General features: G+C 59.6%; 17 protein-coding genes. 6 read left to right on the top strand and 11 right to left on the bottom strand.

The features are described 5' to 3' along the window. Position 1 precedes the first annotated feature (1 nt). The 6 genes from ACMGFI_RS09020 to ACMGFI_RS08995 form a co-directional block, all read right to left on the bottom strand. Positions 2 to 1,402, bottom strand: a complete 1,401-nt coding sequence (locus ACMGFI_RS09020; protein ID WP_436909055.1) for a TrbL/VirB6 family protein — start codon at positions 1,400 to 1,402, stop codon at positions 2 to 4. After that, positions 1,395 to 2,231 carry a twin-arginine translocation signal domain-containing protein gene (locus tag ACMGFI_RS09015; protein ID WP_436909054.1) on the bottom strand — a complete coding sequence of 279 codons (837 nt, stop codon included), beginning with the start codon at positions 2,229 to 2,231 and terminating at the stop codon, positions 1,395 to 1,397. The genes ACMGFI_RS09020 and ACMGFI_RS09015 overlap by 8 nt, the downstream gene beginning before the upstream one ends. Then, positions 2,228 to 3,943, bottom strand: a complete 1,716-nt coding sequence (locus tag ACMGFI_RS09010) for a DUF8186 domain-containing protein (protein ID WP_436909053.1) — start codon at positions 3,941 to 3,943, stop codon at positions 2,228 to 2,230. The genes ACMGFI_RS09015 and ACMGFI_RS09010 overlap by 4 nt, the downstream gene beginning before the upstream one ends. Then, the gene (locus ACMGFI_RS09005) at positions 3,931 to 4,383 is read right to left on the bottom strand and encodes a hypothetical protein (protein ID WP_436909052.1); all 453 of its coding nucleotides are present in this window, start codon (positions 4,381 to 4,383) and stop codon (positions 3,931 to 3,933) included. The genes ACMGFI_RS09010 and ACMGFI_RS09005 overlap by 13 nt, the downstream gene beginning before the upstream one ends. A 294-nt stretch (positions 4,384 to 4,677) precedes the next feature. Continuing rightward, positions 4,678 to 5,139 (bottom strand): SWIM zinc finger family protein, encoded by a 462-nt coding sequence (locus ACMGFI_RS09000; protein WP_436909051.1) that lies wholly within the window; start codon positions 5,137 to 5,139, stop codon positions 4,678 to 4,680. A 225-nt stretch (positions 5,140 to 5,364) separates the two neighbouring features. Next, positions 5,365 to 6,303: a transcription initiation factor IIB gene (locus tag ACMGFI_RS08995; protein WP_436909050.1), complete on the bottom strand. Its 939-nt coding sequence runs from the start codon at positions 6,301 to 6,303 to the stop codon at positions 5,365 to 5,367. A gap of 156 nt (positions 6,304 to 6,459) precedes the next feature. On the opposite strand from ACMGFI_RS08995, the gene ACMGFI_RS08990 reads away from it, so the two are divergent. Then, on the top strand, positions 6,460 to 6,963 hold the full coding sequence (locus ACMGFI_RS08990) for a hypothetical protein (RefSeq protein WP_436909049.1): 504 nt from the start codon (positions 6,460 to 6,462) through the stop codon (positions 6,961 to 6,963). A 70-nt stretch (positions 6,964 to 7,033) separates the two neighbouring features. Here the strand turns inward: ACMGFI_RS08990 and ACMGFI_RS08985 are convergent, their stop codons facing one another. The 3 genes from ACMGFI_RS08985 to ACMGFI_RS08975 form a co-directional block, all read right to left on the bottom strand. Next, on the bottom strand, positions 7,034 to 7,672 hold the full coding sequence (locus tag ACMGFI_RS08985) for a hypothetical protein (protein WP_436909046.1): 639 nt from the start codon (positions 7,670 to 7,672) through the stop codon (positions 7,034 to 7,036). Between the two features lie 109 nt (positions 7,673 to 7,781). Further along, complete coding sequence (locus ACMGFI_RS08980) at positions 7,782 to 8,417, bottom strand: DUF6735 family protein (protein WP_436909045.1); 636 nt, start codon at positions 8,415 to 8,417, stop codon at positions 7,782 to 7,784. Between the two features lie 150 nt (positions 8,418 to 8,567). Further along, positions 8,568 to 9,275, bottom strand: coding sequence for a GIY-YIG domain-containing protein (locus ACMGFI_RS08975; RefSeq protein WP_436909044.1), 708 nt, complete (start codon positions 9,273 to 9,275; stop codon positions 8,568 to 8,570). A 352-nt stretch (positions 9,276 to 9,627) separates the two neighbouring features. Between ACMGFI_RS08975 and ACMGFI_RS08970 the strand changes: the two genes are divergently transcribed. The 3 genes from ACMGFI_RS08970 to ACMGFI_RS08960 all read left to right on the top strand — a co-directional run bounded on the left by ACMGFI_RS08970 (position 9,628) and on the right by ACMGFI_RS08960 (position 12,726). Beyond that, on the top strand, positions 9,628 to 10,812 hold the full coding sequence (locus ACMGFI_RS08970; protein ID WP_436909043.1) for a transglutaminase-like domain-containing protein: 1,185 nt from the start codon (positions 9,628 to 9,630) through the stop codon (positions 10,810 to 10,812). A 160-nt stretch (positions 10,813 to 10,972) separates the two neighbouring features. Next, positions 10,973 to 11,935, top strand: coding sequence for a DUF4268 domain-containing protein (locus ACMGFI_RS08965; RefSeq protein ID WP_436909042.1), 963 nt, complete (start codon positions 10,973 to 10,975; stop codon positions 11,933 to 11,935). A 62-nt stretch (positions 11,936 to 11,997) separates the two neighbouring features. Continuing rightward, the gene (locus ACMGFI_RS08960) at positions 11,998 to 12,726 is read left to right on the top strand and encodes a hypothetical protein (RefSeq protein WP_436909041.1); all 729 of its coding nucleotides are present in this window, start codon (positions 11,998 to 12,000) and stop codon (positions 12,724 to 12,726) included. Positions 12,727 to 12,746: 20 nt separating this feature from the next. Here ACMGFI_RS08960 and ACMGFI_RS08955 read toward each other — a convergent pair whose 3' ends face one another. Then, positions 12,747 to 13,172: a DUF6884 domain-containing protein gene (locus tag ACMGFI_RS08955; protein WP_436909038.1), complete on the bottom strand. Its 426-nt coding sequence runs from the start codon at positions 13,170 to 13,172 to the stop codon at positions 12,747 to 12,749. A 171-nt stretch (positions 13,173 to 13,343) separates the two neighbouring features. On the opposite strand from ACMGFI_RS08955, the gene ACMGFI_RS08950 reads away from it, so the two are divergent. Continuing rightward, a complete protein-coding gene (locus tag ACMGFI_RS08950; protein ID WP_436909037.1) occupies positions 13,344 to 13,604 on the top strand; it encodes a DUF8139 family protein in 261 nt (86 codons plus the stop codon). 54 nt (positions 13,605 to 13,658) lie between these two features. Here the strand turns inward: ACMGFI_RS08950 and ACMGFI_RS08945 are convergent, their stop codons facing one another. Continuing rightward, positions 13,659 to 15,083, bottom strand: coding sequence for a GIY-YIG nuclease family protein (locus tag ACMGFI_RS08945; protein ID WP_436909035.1), 1,425 nt, complete (start codon positions 15,081 to 15,083; stop codon positions 13,659 to 13,661). A gap of 109 nt (positions 15,084 to 15,192) precedes the next feature. Between ACMGFI_RS08945 and ACMGFI_RS08940 the strand changes: the two genes are divergently transcribed. Beyond that, positions 15,193 to 16,209, top strand: coding sequence for a type II restriction enzyme NmeDI-related protein (locus tag ACMGFI_RS08940; RefSeq protein WP_436909033.1), 1,017 nt, complete (start codon positions 15,193 to 15,195; stop codon positions 16,207 to 16,209). The last annotated feature ends 14 nt before the right edge of the window (positions 16,210 to 16,223 follow it).

Genomic DNA, 16,223 nt, shown 5'->3' with positions numbered 1-16,223 from the left:
CTTAGCGAATGTAGCGAGGTTCGTCGTCGATCGCGTCACGGTCTCGGTCAGAGTTCGTGTCGTCAGTTCGGGTCGGGTCACGGAGCGCGCCGAATTCCTGGGCGCGGCTGTCGGACGACTGGCTCCGGGATTGCTCGTCCGACGCATCGCCACCGGAGTTGTCTGTAGTATTGTTCGACTGCGTTGGCGAACTGTCCGCCGAGCCGGCGTCTGATTGGGCGTCTGTACTCGATGGCTGTGCTAGAGCACCCCGGAGTCGTGACCCTGCGTCGTTGAGCCGCGACCCTGCGGCGTGGGCCCGGGAGTCGCCGGAGCCCAACACCGCTTGCCCGTTGGGCTTGAGTGCGGACTTGCCCTGCGCTCCGCGGGAGAAGTTCCGTCCTCCGTGGGCGACGGTCCCAGCACGGCTTTTCGTCCCGCCCAGTCGTGACTTGGCGCGCCGCCTCGATGCATGGTGGGAGGCACTCTGAGCCATGAAGAAGATCGACCCGGCCTGCCAGAACAGGACGAACGGCGACGCAATTGCAACGATCGGGATGACGAGGGCGGTGAGCCAGGCACCAATCCCGGAAAGTGAGATTCCAAAACTCGAGCCCAGAATATCAGCTAAGCGGAAGAGTAGTACGACTGGAATGGTCATGAATAGAAACGGCACATAGAATCCGGCTAGCCGTTTCATGAACTTCGAGACGAGACTGAAAGGGCCCACTCCAGGGATCCACAATGCAATCAGGATGGGCATCATGAGAGTGAAGAGATACAGGATCACCTCTCGGATGAAATAGATCAGAACGACGAGGGCAAACAAGAAGAAGTCGACCGAGAGGGTGAGCGCTGTCATCAGAGCCCCCAGTGAACCAAACGAGAGTGTTTGGAAGAGTTCGATATCAGAGAGATCCGGTGCGAGGAAGAGCGCTAAATCTTGGGTGAATTGACGAGCAAATGCGTCCATCCACCACCAAGCGAGGATCCCGAGCAAACCAGCGAATGCACGTCGTTTCAGTTTCGTCCTGTGATAGCTACTGAAGAGATAACTCGTCGATTCGAGGAAGATTACCAGGCCAACCGCCAAGGCCCACAGAAGAAGCGAGAGTGGGACTATGGTATCCCAGAAGTATCCGTAGATGTCTGGCCACGAGTTGTTCGTCGGCTGGACGAAAACCCGATTCGGGTGTGGTGTACCGACAATGATCTCGATTACGTCGTTTGCATGTTTTTCGATGATCCCCTCCAGCGGTTCGAAGAGTTTCTCAAGGCCTTCCTGGATCGCCCAGACAAAGACATCACCGAGAGCACCGCCTCCACTGGAGTCACCGCCACTCTGGGCTTGAGCAGGGCTGGTAAACGCGGCTACAACAGCGGCAACGACGAACGAGATTTGAAAGCGAAATCGGCTACCCATCTGTCCCCCTCTTTTCGGTCGTCTCGATCGAGATTTCACTGCAGGTCTCTCTGTACAGTTCCTGGATCTTCTCGCCGGAGAGAGTCGCTCGGTGTTGACGCGTGAGATTATCACCGATACCAGAGTAGACAGTCAGTCCGAACTCTATCGTCATCTCTCGGCAGTGCTCTTCGCCCGAGAATTGGAACGGTGGCCACCGTCCGAGGAACGACTGCGTCTCCGACGGTGCTAGGATCGTTTCTTCCTTCGATTTTGGCATTTCGAGTGCCTTTAACGGTGAGTCCTTCGGGTGCCCTTCCTGAGGAGTGTGAGTGGCATTTGGGGTTCCACTGTATCCAAGGTAGTATACCCAGGTTGGGGCCGTGCCCACGTTCTCCACTGTGACGAGGAGATTCGCTCGATTCTGTGGTGAGTCCGTGCCACCAGAGTACTGTTCGATACTGGTAAGCCGGAGATCTGGCTGCAAATTGAGCGATGTAGAAGAGAGTTCCTTACCGTCACGAACTGCGATAAGCTCGTATTCACCAGGGGAATAGTGCTGACCAGGATAGAAATCAAAGAGATTGAATTTCACTGTAGTTACGCCGGTTTCTACGCCAGTTGAGTGGAATTCACTCCCATCGGGCGCGATCAGGTTGACCTTCGATACGTCGTGATCTTCCCGGAGCGTGACCCTGAGCGAGTTCCTCAAAACCGAGGTTTCCTGAAAGATGGACTCCGGGGTAGCAGTTCCGGTTGCACCAGTGCCCGAACACCCGGCCAGCCCCGCTACGGTGACTGCAAGCCCGCTCTTCAGGAACCGCCGGCGGGAGTACTGTTCACCCGTCATAGCCCCCTCCATGGGGGCCACACAGACAACCCCGTGATCCGGTTGATGAGAAACACGGCCAGGAGGAAGAGTCCGACCGGGACACCGGCCCGGTACAGCGAGGTGACGATCGACAGCACCGTCCCCTGGACGGAGACGGTGTCCGAATCACCGACGTAGCCCGTCTGTCGAAGCCACCACTCTGCCGGTTCGAACCGGGCGTCGATCGCACCCGCTGGCCGGGCCACCGTCGTCGTGACCGTCCCGTCCGCGCCGGTCTGGACGCGCTTGCCCCCGAGGACGACATAGCCCTCGCTGTCATCGGTCTCGATGGGGTCGCCCGTCTCGACATCCCGCAAGGAGATGTGGACGGTCGCCGTCCGGGCAGTCGTGTTCAGAACGGTCAGCGTGAGGTTACTCCGATGGATGGGCACTTCCTCGAACATCCGCGGGTCGACATCGGTCCGAGCACCCCGGACTAGCCCGGAAGCGGTCACGTCCGACAGATCCCGGTTGGGCGTCTCGAAGCGGGTCATGATGTTGTAGCTCGTCTGGTAGGGCCGTTCGAGCACGTCCAGGTTGACCGTCTCAGGAAGGGTAGGCGGCTGTTGCTGGCGCCCGTTCACGCGGAGGATCGAGACGGTATCGGCCGGCGATGCAGTCGGCCCAGTCTTGATTGGGTAGGCCGCCATCTGGAGCGGGTGCATCGGTGAGTGTTCGGTCGTCGACGCCTCGGCCGTCGTCGTGACCAGTCGGTCCCAGCTGGGATCGCGGGCGGAGTAGAACCGCCACACTCCGTTGACCTGCCCCTCGGGCAGTGAATACCCCAGCCACGGCGCGGTCTTGAACATCGCCAGCCCGAGGTCGCCATCGGGATAGCGAGCGTAGAACCCGTACACATCCAGCGAGTACTCCCGTACCGACCGCGAGTCTGTCACGGTGAGATTCTCGGTGACGGTCGTCGTCTCCGAGGTCCACGCCGTGCAGTTGCCTGCGCTGGTAGCATTGGTACACCAGGTGTTAGTGCGTTGCAACTCCACCGAGAGATTCGCTTCGACAGAGAGCGTGTGATTCAGCCCGCGGTCGTCGGCTAGGTCGTATTCCAACCGCGGCGTTCGCGTTCCGACCGACTTCGCTTCGCGTTGCCCGTCGACGAGGAGTCGGACCTCCGTGATGTTGTGCGACTGTAGCGACCATGTGATTCGTTCGGTCGCAGTGGCGTAGCCACGCGGGACACGCAGTCGGTAATCGAGCGTCGCAAGCACGGCTCCATCCGAGGCGACGTAGTAGGGTTGCCGGTCTGGGGTGAGACGGGCGTTCGTCGACGGCTGGGTCGTGAAGATATCGACGTACCCGTCGCGGATGTACGTCCCGTCGGTCAGCGCTACACCCGGTGGGTGCACCGACTCGTCGCGCTGGAAGCCCGGGAACTTGTCGAGCTGTGCGCGGTTGTGGCGTTCGACGGCTTCGGGTGGCCGGTTGAACGGGATATCCGTCGTGGCCGCCAACGCGTTCGTCACCGACCCCGTCCGGTTCCGGAGCGCGGAGCGGTTGATCGTATCGCGGTCCCGAGACCAGAGGCTCCGATTGTCGCCGTGGTCGTGATCTTCGTCCGGGCTGTACGCCTTGGTATCGAGCGGGCGGGCGACCGACTGGGTTGCGACGAGCGCGCTTATCGCCAGTAGGACGGCAATCGCGACGCCGGCGCCGAGCGAGCGACTCAGAAGCTGCAACTGGCGCCACCCGCCACGACGGACGTGAGCAGGAATTGCAGGATAGTCGTCCCCAGCGGCGCGACGATGACGCCCCAGACGACTGCCTGGACGCGCATCGATTTGAGCTCCTTTTTCGTATCCGCACGCCGGAGCAGCGGGATCGCGACGGTCGTACCCAGCGCGACGAGCCCGCCAACGAGCGGGCCGCCGAACTGGATGAGCGTGAAGAGATTCCGGATCGTCGTCGCCATATCCGTCTGACAGAAACTACTCCCGACACTGGTTCCATTCGCCGCTGTCGTCGTCTGTGCGGCCGCCGGCTCGACCAGCACGACGACGAGCCCACCGAGCGCGAGTGCAAGCCACGAGAGTGTCGGTGCGAGCCCGGCAACGACGCTGCGAAGCATCTCTGACTGATTCTCCTGCGCGAAATCGTCCTGCGACGTGTCGTCTATCATGGGTATAGCTGTCGCTCAGCGTGCCGGATCACACCCCATCACGGGGGCGAGCGGCGCGAAACGAGCGACCTACTCCACATCGTCTCGTGGTCTTGTAAATATCTTCCCGATTGGTGGTGAAAATAGTAGCATTAGACACTAATTCTGGATAACTATGAATACCCGTCGACTACATACCAAGTACTCAGGGGTGGAGTCTGATACTATCCAGTTGCTAACGGGGACCTACGCAAGCCGTCCTCGTAGATAGCCATCGGTGATCGAGTCTTTCCTTCTCGGGCTCATCGTGATGTCTCATTTCGGAAGGTCACGCCGTCCCGTTCGGACACACTCCCAACACGGGAACTCGCCGATACACTCCGAACACTCCTCGTCGTCCGTCGTGGTCCGCTCTGAATGCGATTCAGTCTCGGTGGACTCAGCATCGGGATTCGATGCGGCTGGCGCTACGTCGACTTCACCACCGTCCGTCGCGACTGGTTGTCCATCAGCCACTGCGACAGCATCGAGCAGCGGCCGACGAATCGCCACCGCGACTCGGTGTTTGCACGCGCCCTCGTACTGGTCGTCGGCCGGGCACTCACAGGTTGCAGGGACGCCGTCTTCGACAGTGACGAGATACTCGTGCTCGGCTGGATTCGCGTGACTGCCGTTTCGAACGACGATTCCATTGGGTGACAGGGTGAACTCGAAGGCTTCGTACTGGGCGCGCTTTGCGACTCGGCTCGGGAACTCCAGTTGTTGCAGTGGATGCATCGGTCATCGGAGCGCCCGATCGTGAGCGCCCCACCCCTGGTGGCGCTAAAAAACAGATCGTGCGGCGCGTTCAGTCGAATTCGTACGTCGCGATGCCCGTGTGGCCACAGCTCGGACAGGCGTCTGTCCTGTCGTCGACCTCGTTGCCACAGTGGCGACACTCGTGGAAGACTTCGCTATTCGAAGACCGATCTGGGAAGAGAGTACGGAGCCACGCGGCTATCATCATGACCACTCTCCGCGGGTGGCCTCGATGGTATCACGATGAGTCCGGACCGTGACCGGACTTACGTCGGCCTCGTTCGCCAACTTCTGTTGGATGATCTCGACCTCGTGATCTCGACAGGCGACTTCGAGACAGCTCGCCGCGAAGCCACCCGGGTGGACGCCGATGCTCACCTCCGCCGTCCAGGCCTGCTCGGCGAGTGATCGTGCGTGGCGCTCTGTTTCAGGTGGAACATCCACTGCCGACGCGAGACCCGGGATGAACTCTCGTGGCCGCTGTGGTGGCGCTGGTAGCCCGAGTTCGTCGTTGAGCACGTCGTAGGCATTGGTAATCTTCTCGCGGGCACACTGTGCGACCGAGACGACTTCGCCGAGTGTCCGGGTGGCATCGGAACAGCGACAGACCGCATAGACTGTCGCCGCGGCGAACGCCTCGATCGACCTGCCGGGCAGGAGGTCCGCCGACTGGGCCGACCGGAAGAGTTTACTCGCCTGTTCTCGGTGGTCGCGCTCTAAGTCCAGCGCCCCGACGATGCGGGCGATCTCCGTACAGCCGTGGCCGAGATTGCGTTCGGCTTTGGACTGCCACTTCGCGCGGGTGTGCTCGCGACGAAGGCGGCCCAGTTGTCGCCGCTTCTCGCCGGAGAGTGAGTTGCCCTTGCCGTCGGTCTTGTACCCGATCTCTGTCGAGAGGCCGCGGTCGTGGCGAGCTTGGGTGATCGGTGCCCCGGTGCGTTCCCGGCTGGTTTCATCTTCGTTGAAAGTTCGCGGTCCACGTCGGTCGACCCGGCAGGCCTCGATAATGAGTCCGCAGTCGGTACACCGGGTTTCGCCACCATCCGTGGTGAGTTGACCCTCGCACTCGGGACAGTCCTCGGCCGGAATGGAGTTTTCGTGCTGTTCGTCGAAGTCGCGTTCGTAGGGATTGCTCGTTGCCATCGAAGGTCAGCGCGAGGCGAGTCTGTCCTGCCCCCCGCACCCCTCTCGGGGGCGATAAAATCCCGTGCGGTGGAGTCTGAACGAAGTTCGGGACAGCGATCGGGTTCCCCTGCCACAGACTCCAAAATTGATATGCAATGCAGAATCCATGCCAGTATGAGCGTCTTTCTCATCCAGACGAACGGCCGAGAGATCAGCGACCACGCGAAGCCGGAATACCTCGACGGGGCAATGGGGCCTACGTTCGTCGACGAACCCCTCCGTCACCACCGCTACTTCAACGCGGACCCATACTGGAAAGAAGAGGGATTCGGACGGCGTGAGGCGTGGGAGACAGCGAAGGCTGGAGATACGGCTCTGCTCTACTGTGCATCGAGCGTCGACGAGCATCCGACGTGTCTCAGCCACGTCCTGCCTATCGAGGCAAAGCGGATCGACAGTGATGGTGCCTATCTCGAATTTGCATCTCCAATCGCACTCGAACCGACGATCGGGTACCAAGAGATTCACCGTCTCATCGAAGAAGGCGCGTTTTCCGAGGCGATGACTAACTGCGGGCAACAGGGATTCAACTTCACACAGATCGCGAACCGGGATCTTGAAACAGTTCAGCGGTTGACGACGCCACGGACGAGCGACGAGAACTGGGAATCACTGTGAGTATATGCACGCCTTTGCAGACATCTCGACGGGACGTGGTGAGGAGATTCGCTGCTGCCTCGGTATCGACTCAATTGATCACTCGATCGAGGTACTGTAGCTGGTCTACCAGTTCGGTGACCTTGTCTTGGTGGACCCCGTAGAGTCCGTAGAACCAGACCCGATAGACCGAGAGGTCACGCCCGGACACTGTCACCGAGAACGACTCGATGTTGTGTGGTCGGTCGGTCACTGACGCACTGAAGTACTGCTGGAGCGTCTCGAAGGTCGACCCGGTGAAACAGATTATGTCGTATGCAGGTTGGTCGAGGATATCGAGTTGGTCGAGGAATCGGGTTACATCTGCATCCTCTGGGTCGACGTTATCCGAGTCGGGATCAACCGTGTCGGGAACGATATCGGTCATGTACCCCCCGAGAAGCGAGTCGAGTCCTGCCTCCTGAATGAACGCTTTCAGTCGGTCGTCGTAATGGCGACCACTCGGTGAGTGGAAATTGGCGCAGTCGCTAGGAGACTCTGCAGACGGATTGAGGGATACAAAGACGACGGCCGGCGTGAGCTGGTCCCGGTTGGCTTCGAGAAACGCGACGAGGTCGTCTGAGTCTTCCTCAAGACAACCTACCTCCGGAAACGAGTCACTCCAGAGTGCCCAGCTTGACCCTGGATACCGTGTTCGCAGGCGGTCGAATGTAGTGAGGTCGACTGTCATATAGCCACCATCCGTACGGTTTGGTTAGCCACGTAATGGGTCTGTGGGCTAAGCCGTCAGTGGCTGTGAAATGCTCTTGACGTCGGCTCCGATACGGCGAATGCAGGATCTACTCGATATGCCGGGGCTTGCAGACGATCAGCTCCTCGGTGTCGTCGACCCAGTGGTCGAGTTTCCGGGCCATATACCCGGTCGCCTCAGCCCGGGTGAACACACCCCGATCCAGCATATCGCCGACCGTGTTCTTGAGCCCGCGGAACTCCCCCTGTGCATGGCCGTCGCCGACCGGCTCGCCCTCGTACCACCGGACGGTTCTGAGTGCTCCATTGCCGATCGTCGGCGCGTCGTTGACGGCCTCGCAGTCGTATTGCAGGCCGAACCAATGCGTGCGGTAGGCGGTGACTCGGAGATCGCTGTCGACGACGTAGAAGGCTTCGTGGTGCAGGAAATCGAGGTGTTCGTCGATGATCTCGTCGATGGTGACGCGGATCGCCCACGGGTCGATGTCGATCTGTTGGGGCAGGATGTCGTGACTGTCGAGGACGTGCTCGACACCCTCGTCGGTGGTCGCTTCCCGGAGTCGTCGGTGGACGGTCTGGAGCGTCTCGTCTGGATCGTCGCCGCCGAAGGGCGTCTGTTCGGTGATGGCGGGTTTGAGTCTGAGGTTCTGGGCACCCCAGTGCGAGTAGTGTAGGTTGTACGTGCTGTCCGGTCGTTCGTACGCGAGAAGTGCGCGATGTCCCATTGTACTCCGCGAGGGATCGAGTTCCCCCGCACCCCTCCTGGGGGTGACAAACCGATCGTGCGGATTCGGATCAGCGACAGTCCCAGCGCTGGCTCTGGACCTATCTCTACCTGTCGCGTCGTATATTCTCCTGCGCAAGTAGGTGATGGGCTACAGCGGCGTGGTCTCTGCGACGCGTTCCTCGAAGAGATCGAGAAAGGCCGGGTCGTAGGACTCGTCGACGTGGTTGATGTTCCACAGTCCGGAGCGACGGATCGCGGGCGCCGGCGAGTACATCCCCAACCAGTCACCCGTCCGGCGATCGAGTGGGTCCGTTCGATAGTTGCTCACCAGCGCGATCGCGTTGCGCTCGATGTAGGCCCGGTCGCTCTCGGGTCCGGGTTCGTCGTTGACGTCGAGCCAGAGGCACGGCAGGTCCCCGATGTACTCGGTCACGCGGCGCTCCAGCCCGGTTTCCTTGAGCCGGATCTCGCGGTCGGCACTGCTACCCTCGCCCCACTCCGGGTAAACCTCGGCGAGCCCGTCGCGGGTACGCATCGCCTCCCCGACTCGTTTACGGAAGACCGAGCCACGGTGGTTGCCGCCGCCGGCGAAGGTCCCGCTGTTGATCCCGCGGTGGGTTCGCAGCCGGTCCCACAGCGAGGTGCCACTCCCACTGGAGACGGCGTGGGTCCCGATTCGGGTGAGTCGACGCTGGCCGCCAGCGCGGGCCTCTTCGGGACTGAAAAAGAAGTAGACGCCACGCTCGGGCCAGTCCATGTAGCCGTCGCAGTCGCGCAGATACTGCATCCCGTCGACGGCCGCTTCGAGGTCGGCCAGGAGGTCGTAGAAGCGGTCCAGATCAGTGTCGCGAGTCATATCACCATCGTTCGTCGGTAATCGGGATAGAACCTCGGGCTGATCCACAACTGGATAGCGAAAGCTGATCTCATTGTTCGCGACTTTGTGATCAGTAAAACGAACCTATAAGCACCATCAGGAGGATTGACGGGTCGTGAACCGCCGTACGATACTCCGTTCGGTTGCGGGTGCTGCAGTTCCCCTTTCTCTCGCAGGATGTTCCAACACAACAGATCCACAGCCAACCCCGGACCAAGCACCGCAGGATACAGCTAAGCCCGTCCAGGCGACGCCGACGGCCAAACCACAGCCGTCGCTCACGTGGTCTGAGACACGGGTCGCACGGTCGCAGCTCCGGGTAACGCTGGACGTGACGCTCGACGGTGCGCCGGGGATCAAAGTCATCAAGATCGATACGGATGACGAGGACCCCAGAACGCCGCTTGTGACACTCACCAACAACGGTCGGCACACGATCGCGGGCGAGGATACCGACGTTGGCCTGCTCAAGGGCGGCACGATGCTCCACGCCGATATTGCCGGGACGACACGGAAGGTCTCGGACCACATTGTCGGGACGAGCGCGACCCCGTTGCCGGAGGCGGACCACCTCGATGGGTTGTCGGGGAGCACGCTTCCGGACCCATCTGTCGACGGTGTCCACGAGCGGACCTTTACGCAACAGGCCCATGGACTGCAGACGGAGTTTACGCTCTCGATCCCGAAGGCACAGTACCGCTACTACAAGACGCGGCCGCGGATCGGCGACTACGGGGCGTACGTCTCCGACGACTTCGACGACGAGTCGATCGCTGGGCTCGCCGACACGATCGAGCAATTCGGCGACCGCAACGACCTCTCGACGCGGGAGACGGTCGACCACGCGATCGCGTGGGTCCAGGGAATGGAGTACACACAGGACAAGCCGGCGACGGGCTACAACGAGTATCCGAAATACCCGTTCGAAACGCTCGTCGACCGCGGTGGCGACTGTGAGGACACCGCGATCCTGCTGGCCGCCGTCCTGCAGGCGATGGGCTATGGGGTGGTCCTGCTCTTGCTTCCGGATGCCAATCACATGGCCGTCGGCGTGGCCGGTGAAGACGACATCTCCGGGTCCTACTACGAACACGAGGGGCAGCGATACTACTACGTCGAAACAACCGGGTCCGGCTGGACCGTTGGAGAGGTCCCACAGAATGTGAAAGAACAGGGAGCGAACGCGGAGATCGAGGAGGTGGATACGTCGCCGTCGCTCGCTCTGGAGTGGGAGTCCTACGTGATGCCTGCCCAGGGGATCAATTTCGACGTGACCGTCTCGAACTGGGGCGACGCTCCAGCAACAAACGCTGCCGTGCAGGTCGACATCGAACAGCAGGGGAAAGGCGTCGTTGCTCAGGACCGCACGTCGTTGCCGACGATCCCTGAACAGAAGGGTATCAAAAAGACACTAAACGTGAAGCCGCCAGCAGAAGCACCGCTTCGTGTGCGAGTCGGCGCGCTGCTAGATGGGACACTCAACGATCTGTACGAGGGAGAGTTCAGGTCGCCGTAGCTCACTGGACAACTATCGTGTTACGGGCGAAATTGGGGGCGGCCTACTGAAACAGCGGGCGCTTCGGTGAGTCGACAGTCTCGTACCACTACTGTCGTGCTCTGGACGCCTGCAGTAGCTCTCACAAACTGTTATAGTTCCTGGAAAGAACAGGCCACGTATGTCCCAGTTCGATCCGCCTGATTTTCGCGATCTCGAACCCCAGGACGTGCGGGACTACTGGGAACACGAAGCCCACCAGTTCACACCCTGGCTCGCCGACTCTATTCGCGACGAGGACGCGTCGCACCTCGAAGATGTCCTCGGGTTGGATCTCGAAGTTACCGAGACGGAGAAAAGCGTCGGGAAGTACAACGTCGACATCGTCGCGGAGGTCATCGACGACGGCCGCCAGATCGTCATCGAGAACCAACTGCAGGCATCCGACCACGACCACCTCGGGAAGTGTCTCGCCTATGCTGCCGGTGTCGACGCAGACATCATCGTTTGGATCGCCCCGCAGTTCAACGACGAACACAAGGACGCCTTCCAATGGCTCAACGAAAACAGCCGCGAGGGCATCGACCTGTTTGCGGTTCGGCTTGAGGTCTGGCGGATCGGCGATTCGGCGCCCGCTGTTCGGTTCAATCCGATCGAAGACCCCAGTGAGTGGAAGGAGAAAGCACAGCGGGGCGAGGATGAGCTTTCGGACACCCAGCAGCTCCAGGAAGAATACTGGACGCAGTTCCGGGATCTAATCACTGATCGGGAGACGCCGTTGCGAGCGCGGAAGCCGAAACCCCAGCACTGGTACAACAACCCGATCGGCCGCGCTGGGTTCAAACTCCAGTTCACGGCCAATACGGTCGAGGACAACCTCTATTGCCAGCTCGTTATTCAGGACGACCCCGAGATCTATCAGGAACTCCAGAACCAGCAGGACCAGATCGAGGAAGCAATGGGGGAGTCACTGATATGGCAGTCGCCCGAAGACGCGCGCGAAAACAGTAATCGAGCGAAGATCACGCTCCGACGACCCGGTGACCTCGCTGCCAAGGACGACTGGCCGGAGTATCACGATTGGATGCTCGACCGGGGTGAGCGGTTCCACGAGGTATTCTACGACCGACTGCAGAACCTCTAAATCGAATTTAAACGCCACCTCGACAGGGTTAAACTTGCAGATTCATCAACGAATCATATAGGATGATCCCGAAGCATCTACTCCAGCACAAAAACTGGCCCTGGCTCGTTGGCCTCATCGTGATCGTTCTTATCGGTGGTATTCTGTGGTACTTCCCATCGGTCCGGTCGGGGATAAATCGGAATCAGGGTGCAATTTCAGTACTACTTACTGCGATGCTCGTTCTTCTTTATTTTGGGCAGTACTGGCTCCAATCAAGGCAGTTCCAAGTCCAGAATAAACCCCATCTTGAGATTCAAGAATACGAGGTCGATGGGAAGCAGCTTGAGATCTGGCTATCGAATCAAGGGAATGGCGTCGCAACAGATATTGAATTAGAGACGCGAATTGATTTCGAACCAGTGTCTGACTTTAGCCCGGGATCAGATCGTAGTAGATTACGACGAGTTGATGAAGATGGTACGTACGCAAACCGGGTCGGCAACTCCCTGCAATCTGGAGAGCACAGAGTTCGATTCGTGGGAGAGCCGCTCACGGATATTTCTGCGGATGATTCGGTAGGTGGGCATGGCCTCATGGCCGCTACTGATCGTCTCGCGGTAGAGGGCCTCGATAAGATTACGCTTGAATTCGTTGTGACGAACGAGGGTCTTCTCGGGAATACTGATCGTGAAAGCGTTTTCGGACGGGAAATGACGATCGAATTGGAAGACGGCGGGATGACCCTCGAAGACGTTTATCATGCACGGGGAATCCGAAAATTTGGCGATACAGAAGTTCAGGGCGTATAGTCGGATAACGTCTTATATAACTACAACTGGTCGTTGTACCAGGATAGCGTCTCACCGAACTGGAGTCCGTCCGTCGGTATCGTGGTTTCGACAGCCGTCTCTTGGAGTAAGGGGAGGAGTTCGTCGTAGTAGTCACGGCCAGCGTGGAACACCAGCCGATTTTCGTCAGTGATGAGCCCTCGATCGTGGAGCTCCTCGAAGACGGCGTCCGCCCACTGCCGCTTCTGGTCGACCGCTGCTCCGCTGAGCGTCTCGTCGTACGGTTCGATGGGGTCGCCGTTAGGTTCGAGTACCCCGTGCTTCGCGGAGAGAATATACCACGTGTCGTGGTTGGTTTCGACGTACTCGCGCGCCTTCCGGAAGAACGCCGACTCCATATAGAGCTCTCGTGGCTCCGCGGCGGTGTTCTGTTTGCTCTTCGTACAGCTGACCAAGCCAACTTCCATGCTGATCTGTCTCGTCCCCGTTGTCGCTACTACTTTAGTGTATCTCGCTGTGGTGTTTCGGCCACGGCGTGTAATGTGGGAACCCGTCGATCCGTACGGATCGGGACTCCAAGAGGAATCGGTCCAGCGGGAGCGGTGGACTGATACGAGCGGTGATGCTACCCCGGATTCATGGAAGATATCCCCCAGCCCGCGACGGACCCGTATTCAGTCGGTGATAGAGTTCGGATTTATCTCGATGCTGATGACCCTGATGCGGAATTACATGGGACGGTCTGTGAAGTTGTGGACGTGTTCGTCGACGATCTCGGTGCGGAAACGAGTCGAGATCTGGATGCATACGCATACGATCTCCGTGCGGTTGACTCGGACCGTGAACTCTCGGTGCCCTTCCGTCACCGCGATCTCGTCCCTGTCGAAGCGGACCAGTAATCCGTCCTGGGTCCGGAGAGTGGGGTTCTTCCACGGGCTATACCTCAAATCGGGTTAGCGAAAGTCGTCCAGATTCTGCTGTCGACTCCCGCCACGTGGCCATTCGGCTGGGGAATCGAAGTGAGACTCCGCCTGCTTGATCGGGGCCATCGCGGGAACGCCGTCCTTGTTCAGGAGCGTGGTTGGTGCTACGTCGTACGCGAGGGCGATCAGTTGTGCTTCGACAACGGGCAGTGAGACTGAGTCGCCATACGGGCCGACATCGTCGTCGCGGTCCCAGACGTGGACCCACAGGTAGGTTGGGTCGCGTAACCGTCGCGATTCCGGTTCGAACAGGGCGTCCGCCCAGTGGACGTGCCCCTCCTCGCCCGTCCGGACAGCGGCCGACAGCTGCCCGATGTGCCAGTCGGGGCCGTCGCCCCAGCGGGCGAACATTCGCGTCCCCGTGTGATTCGGGCGGAACTCGTCGAAGTTCGTGCTCAAATCCTTTTGTTTACCCCACATTTCTGCTTTCCCGAGATAGAGTGGATCGATCGCTGCGGGATCTGACGGTTCGGCCCCCTCCTGGATCTGGTACATGAGATACAGCAGCCCCTCCCGGTCTCGACCGATCGGTGTTCCACCATCGAGACACTGAGTGGCTACGGTCCGAATCCGCTGCTCTATCTGCGGACTGCGGGCCAGTACTTCGTCTGCCGTGACGTGGACCGTCTCCCCGTCTGGAGCCGTGTCGAACAACGGGATCGGATCGGGCGCTGTGTCCGCTGTGAGGTCAGCAACGAGATACTGCTCGATCCAGTCTTGCCAGAGCGCCGCTTTCGAACGCTCGGTCGTTGGCGCCGTCTCCTGCGTGGGAGACTGGTCGAAGTGATCCGCGAGCGGATCGAATTGGACCCAGACAATTCGATCATTGTTCCGCGCGTAGCGACTCCAGTGAGGGACATGCTCGCGATTCGCGAGTGTTCGTCGCAACGGGGGGATCCTGTGGAGGAGCCCGACGAGTTTCGCTTCGAGCTCTTTGGCGGCACAGTCGTGGCCGTAGGGGCCACGTTCGATTGCTGTGACGGGCCGTGCCCAGACATACAGTCGGCTATCCGCCCGGTCGCGAACGGTAGCGAGGTGGTTGTACTTTCCCCACCGGTCGCTATCGTGGTTCGGGTTGGGCCCGCGAAGCTTGTCGACATGCGTAGCGAGTCGCCCCGCGATGTCGGTAGTCTCGCCGACGTAGACCGGCCGCAGACGGCTCGGCGTCCAGGCCGTTCCTGACGGGTGGTCATCGGTATAGAGGACATAGAGATAGGCACTATCGGACGGGAACTCCGACGTGAATCGGTCGAGTTCCCGACTCGTGGTTTCAGGTGCCTCCCCGTCTACCGAATATAAGGGAATGGGATGGGGCGACATTGCTGACCGGATATCGTTGAGGATGTATCTTGTCGCCCACCACTGCCACCGCTCGGTTGGCCCGACAGCTGACACGATGGAACGCAGTCGGTATCTCTCATTGAATCTTCCGGCTACCAAGTGACTCCTTCTACATCCTCTCAGCCCGAAATTTCAAACCAGTCGCAAGCAATTGACCACAATAGTGACTCGCCTGTATATTATCCCGGTTGGCGATGATTGGATCCACTCATTTGAGGAGACAGTCGCATCGCCGGTCGCAATTCCAGAGCACGCACCGGAAGATTTGCAACGTGAAGATCAGGTGCGAATCTGGGGAACGACAGAAGGCCAGCAGAAGCGCACCTTCTTTGAGGAGATGGAACCTGGCGATCCACTCTTGTTCTATCACAATGGCGAGTTCTTCGCGGCTGGTCGAGTTGGAACAGCGTTCGAAGATCCGGAGACCGGAGGTGATCTCTGGCAAAACGAGGAAAGTCGGTTCATCTTCACAGTCGAAGATTATCAGGAGATCTCTGTTCCCCGTGAACAGGTAGCAGTGCTACTCGGCTACGAAGAGGCGTGGGTCCCGTACCGCTTCCTCCGTGTGTCACCTGACGCCGTCAACAGCCTCCTCCAACAGTACAACTCGATCGAAGAAGCGTTTCAGGATTTCCAGAGTGGCGATGGTCCCGACGGGCCGGAGACGAAAGAAAGCAAAGGCAAGGACTCACGGGAACACACCGAGATTCAGTGGCGCCTCATTCAACTCGGTCTCGCACACGGATACGACGTGTACGTCGCTCGGAACGACAAGAATCGGGAATACAACGGAAGTCGACTCGGCGAGGAGTGCGTTGAACATCTCAATCTTCCAGGGTTCAGTCCCGCTGCGACCCGCATTATCGAATACGTCGACGTGATCTGGCTTGACGGAGACTTTATCGCAAAAATGTTCGAAGTCGAAAGTACGACGAGTATCTACAGCGGGATTCTCCGAATGACGGACTTCATGGTCAAAGTCCCGAATATCGCCGTTGACATGCACATCGTCGCTGCCGTTGACGACGAGGATAAAGTCCGAGAGGAGATCAACCGACCCACCTTCCAACAGGTTCTGGGGCCGGCTGAACACTGCACTCTTCGATATCTCTCATTCGACGAGGTACGCGAAACGCACGAGACAGTCAACCAAGCGGGGCCACTACAGGAGGCGTTCTAGACGCAAAGACAGTT

The organism is Halosimplex marinum, assembly GCF_051414075.1.
Taxonomy (GTDB): domain Archaea; phylum Halobacteriota; class Halobacteria; order Halobacteriales; family Haloarculaceae; genus Halosimplex; species Halosimplex marinum.
This window is presented reverse-complemented; position numbering and strand designations above follow the sequence as displayed.

Excerpts from the sequence above, each read along its gene's own strand:
- ACMGFI_RS09020 (WP_436909055.1), bottom strand. The coding sequence starts at position 1,402 with ATGGGTAGCCGATTTCGCTTTCAAATCTCGTTCGTCGTTGCCGCTGTT.
- ACMGFI_RS09015 (WP_436909054.1), bottom strand. The coding sequence starts at position 2,231 with ATGACGGGTGAACAGTACTCCCGCCGGCGGTTCCTGAAGAGCGGGCTT.
- ACMGFI_RS09005 (WP_436909052.1), bottom strand. The coding sequence starts at position 4,383 with ATGATAGACGACACGTCGCAGGACGATTTCGCGCAGGAGAATCAGTCA.
- ACMGFI_RS09000 (WP_436909051.1), bottom strand. The coding sequence starts at position 5,139 with ATGCATCCACTGCAACAACTGGAGTTCCCGAGCCGAGTCGCAAAGCGC.
- ACMGFI_RS08995 (WP_436909050.1), bottom strand. The coding sequence starts at position 6,303 with ATGGCAACGAGCAATCCCTACGAACGCGACTTCGACGAACAGCACGAA.
- ACMGFI_RS08990 (WP_436909049.1), top strand. The coding sequence starts at position 6,460 with ATGAGCGTCTTTCTCATCCAGACGAACGGCCGAGAGATCAGCGACCAC.
- ACMGFI_RS08985 (WP_436909046.1), bottom strand. The coding sequence starts at position 7,672 with ATGACAGTCGACCTCACTACATTCGACCGCCTGCGAACACGGTATCCA.
- ACMGFI_RS08980 (WP_436909045.1), bottom strand. The coding sequence starts at position 8,417 with ATGGGACATCGCGCACTTCTCGCGTACGAACGACCGGACAGCACGTAC.
- ACMGFI_RS08975 (WP_436909044.1), bottom strand. The coding sequence starts at position 9,275 with ATGACTCGCGACACTGATCTGGACCGCTTCTACGACCTCCTGGCCGAC.
- ACMGFI_RS08965 (WP_436909042.1), top strand. The coding sequence starts at position 10,973 with ATGTCCCAGTTCGATCCGCCTGATTTTCGCGATCTCGAACCCCAGGAC.
- ACMGFI_RS08960 (WP_436909041.1), top strand. The coding sequence starts at position 11,998 with ATGATCCCGAAGCATCTACTCCAGCACAAAAACTGGCCCTGGCTCGTT.
- ACMGFI_RS08955 (WP_436909038.1), bottom strand. The coding sequence starts at position 13,172 with ATGGAAGTTGGCTTGGTCAGCTGTACGAAGAGCAAACAGAACACCGCC.
- ACMGFI_RS08950 (WP_436909037.1), top strand. The coding sequence starts at position 13,344 with ATGGAAGATATCCCCCAGCCCGCGACGGACCCGTATTCAGTCGGTGAT.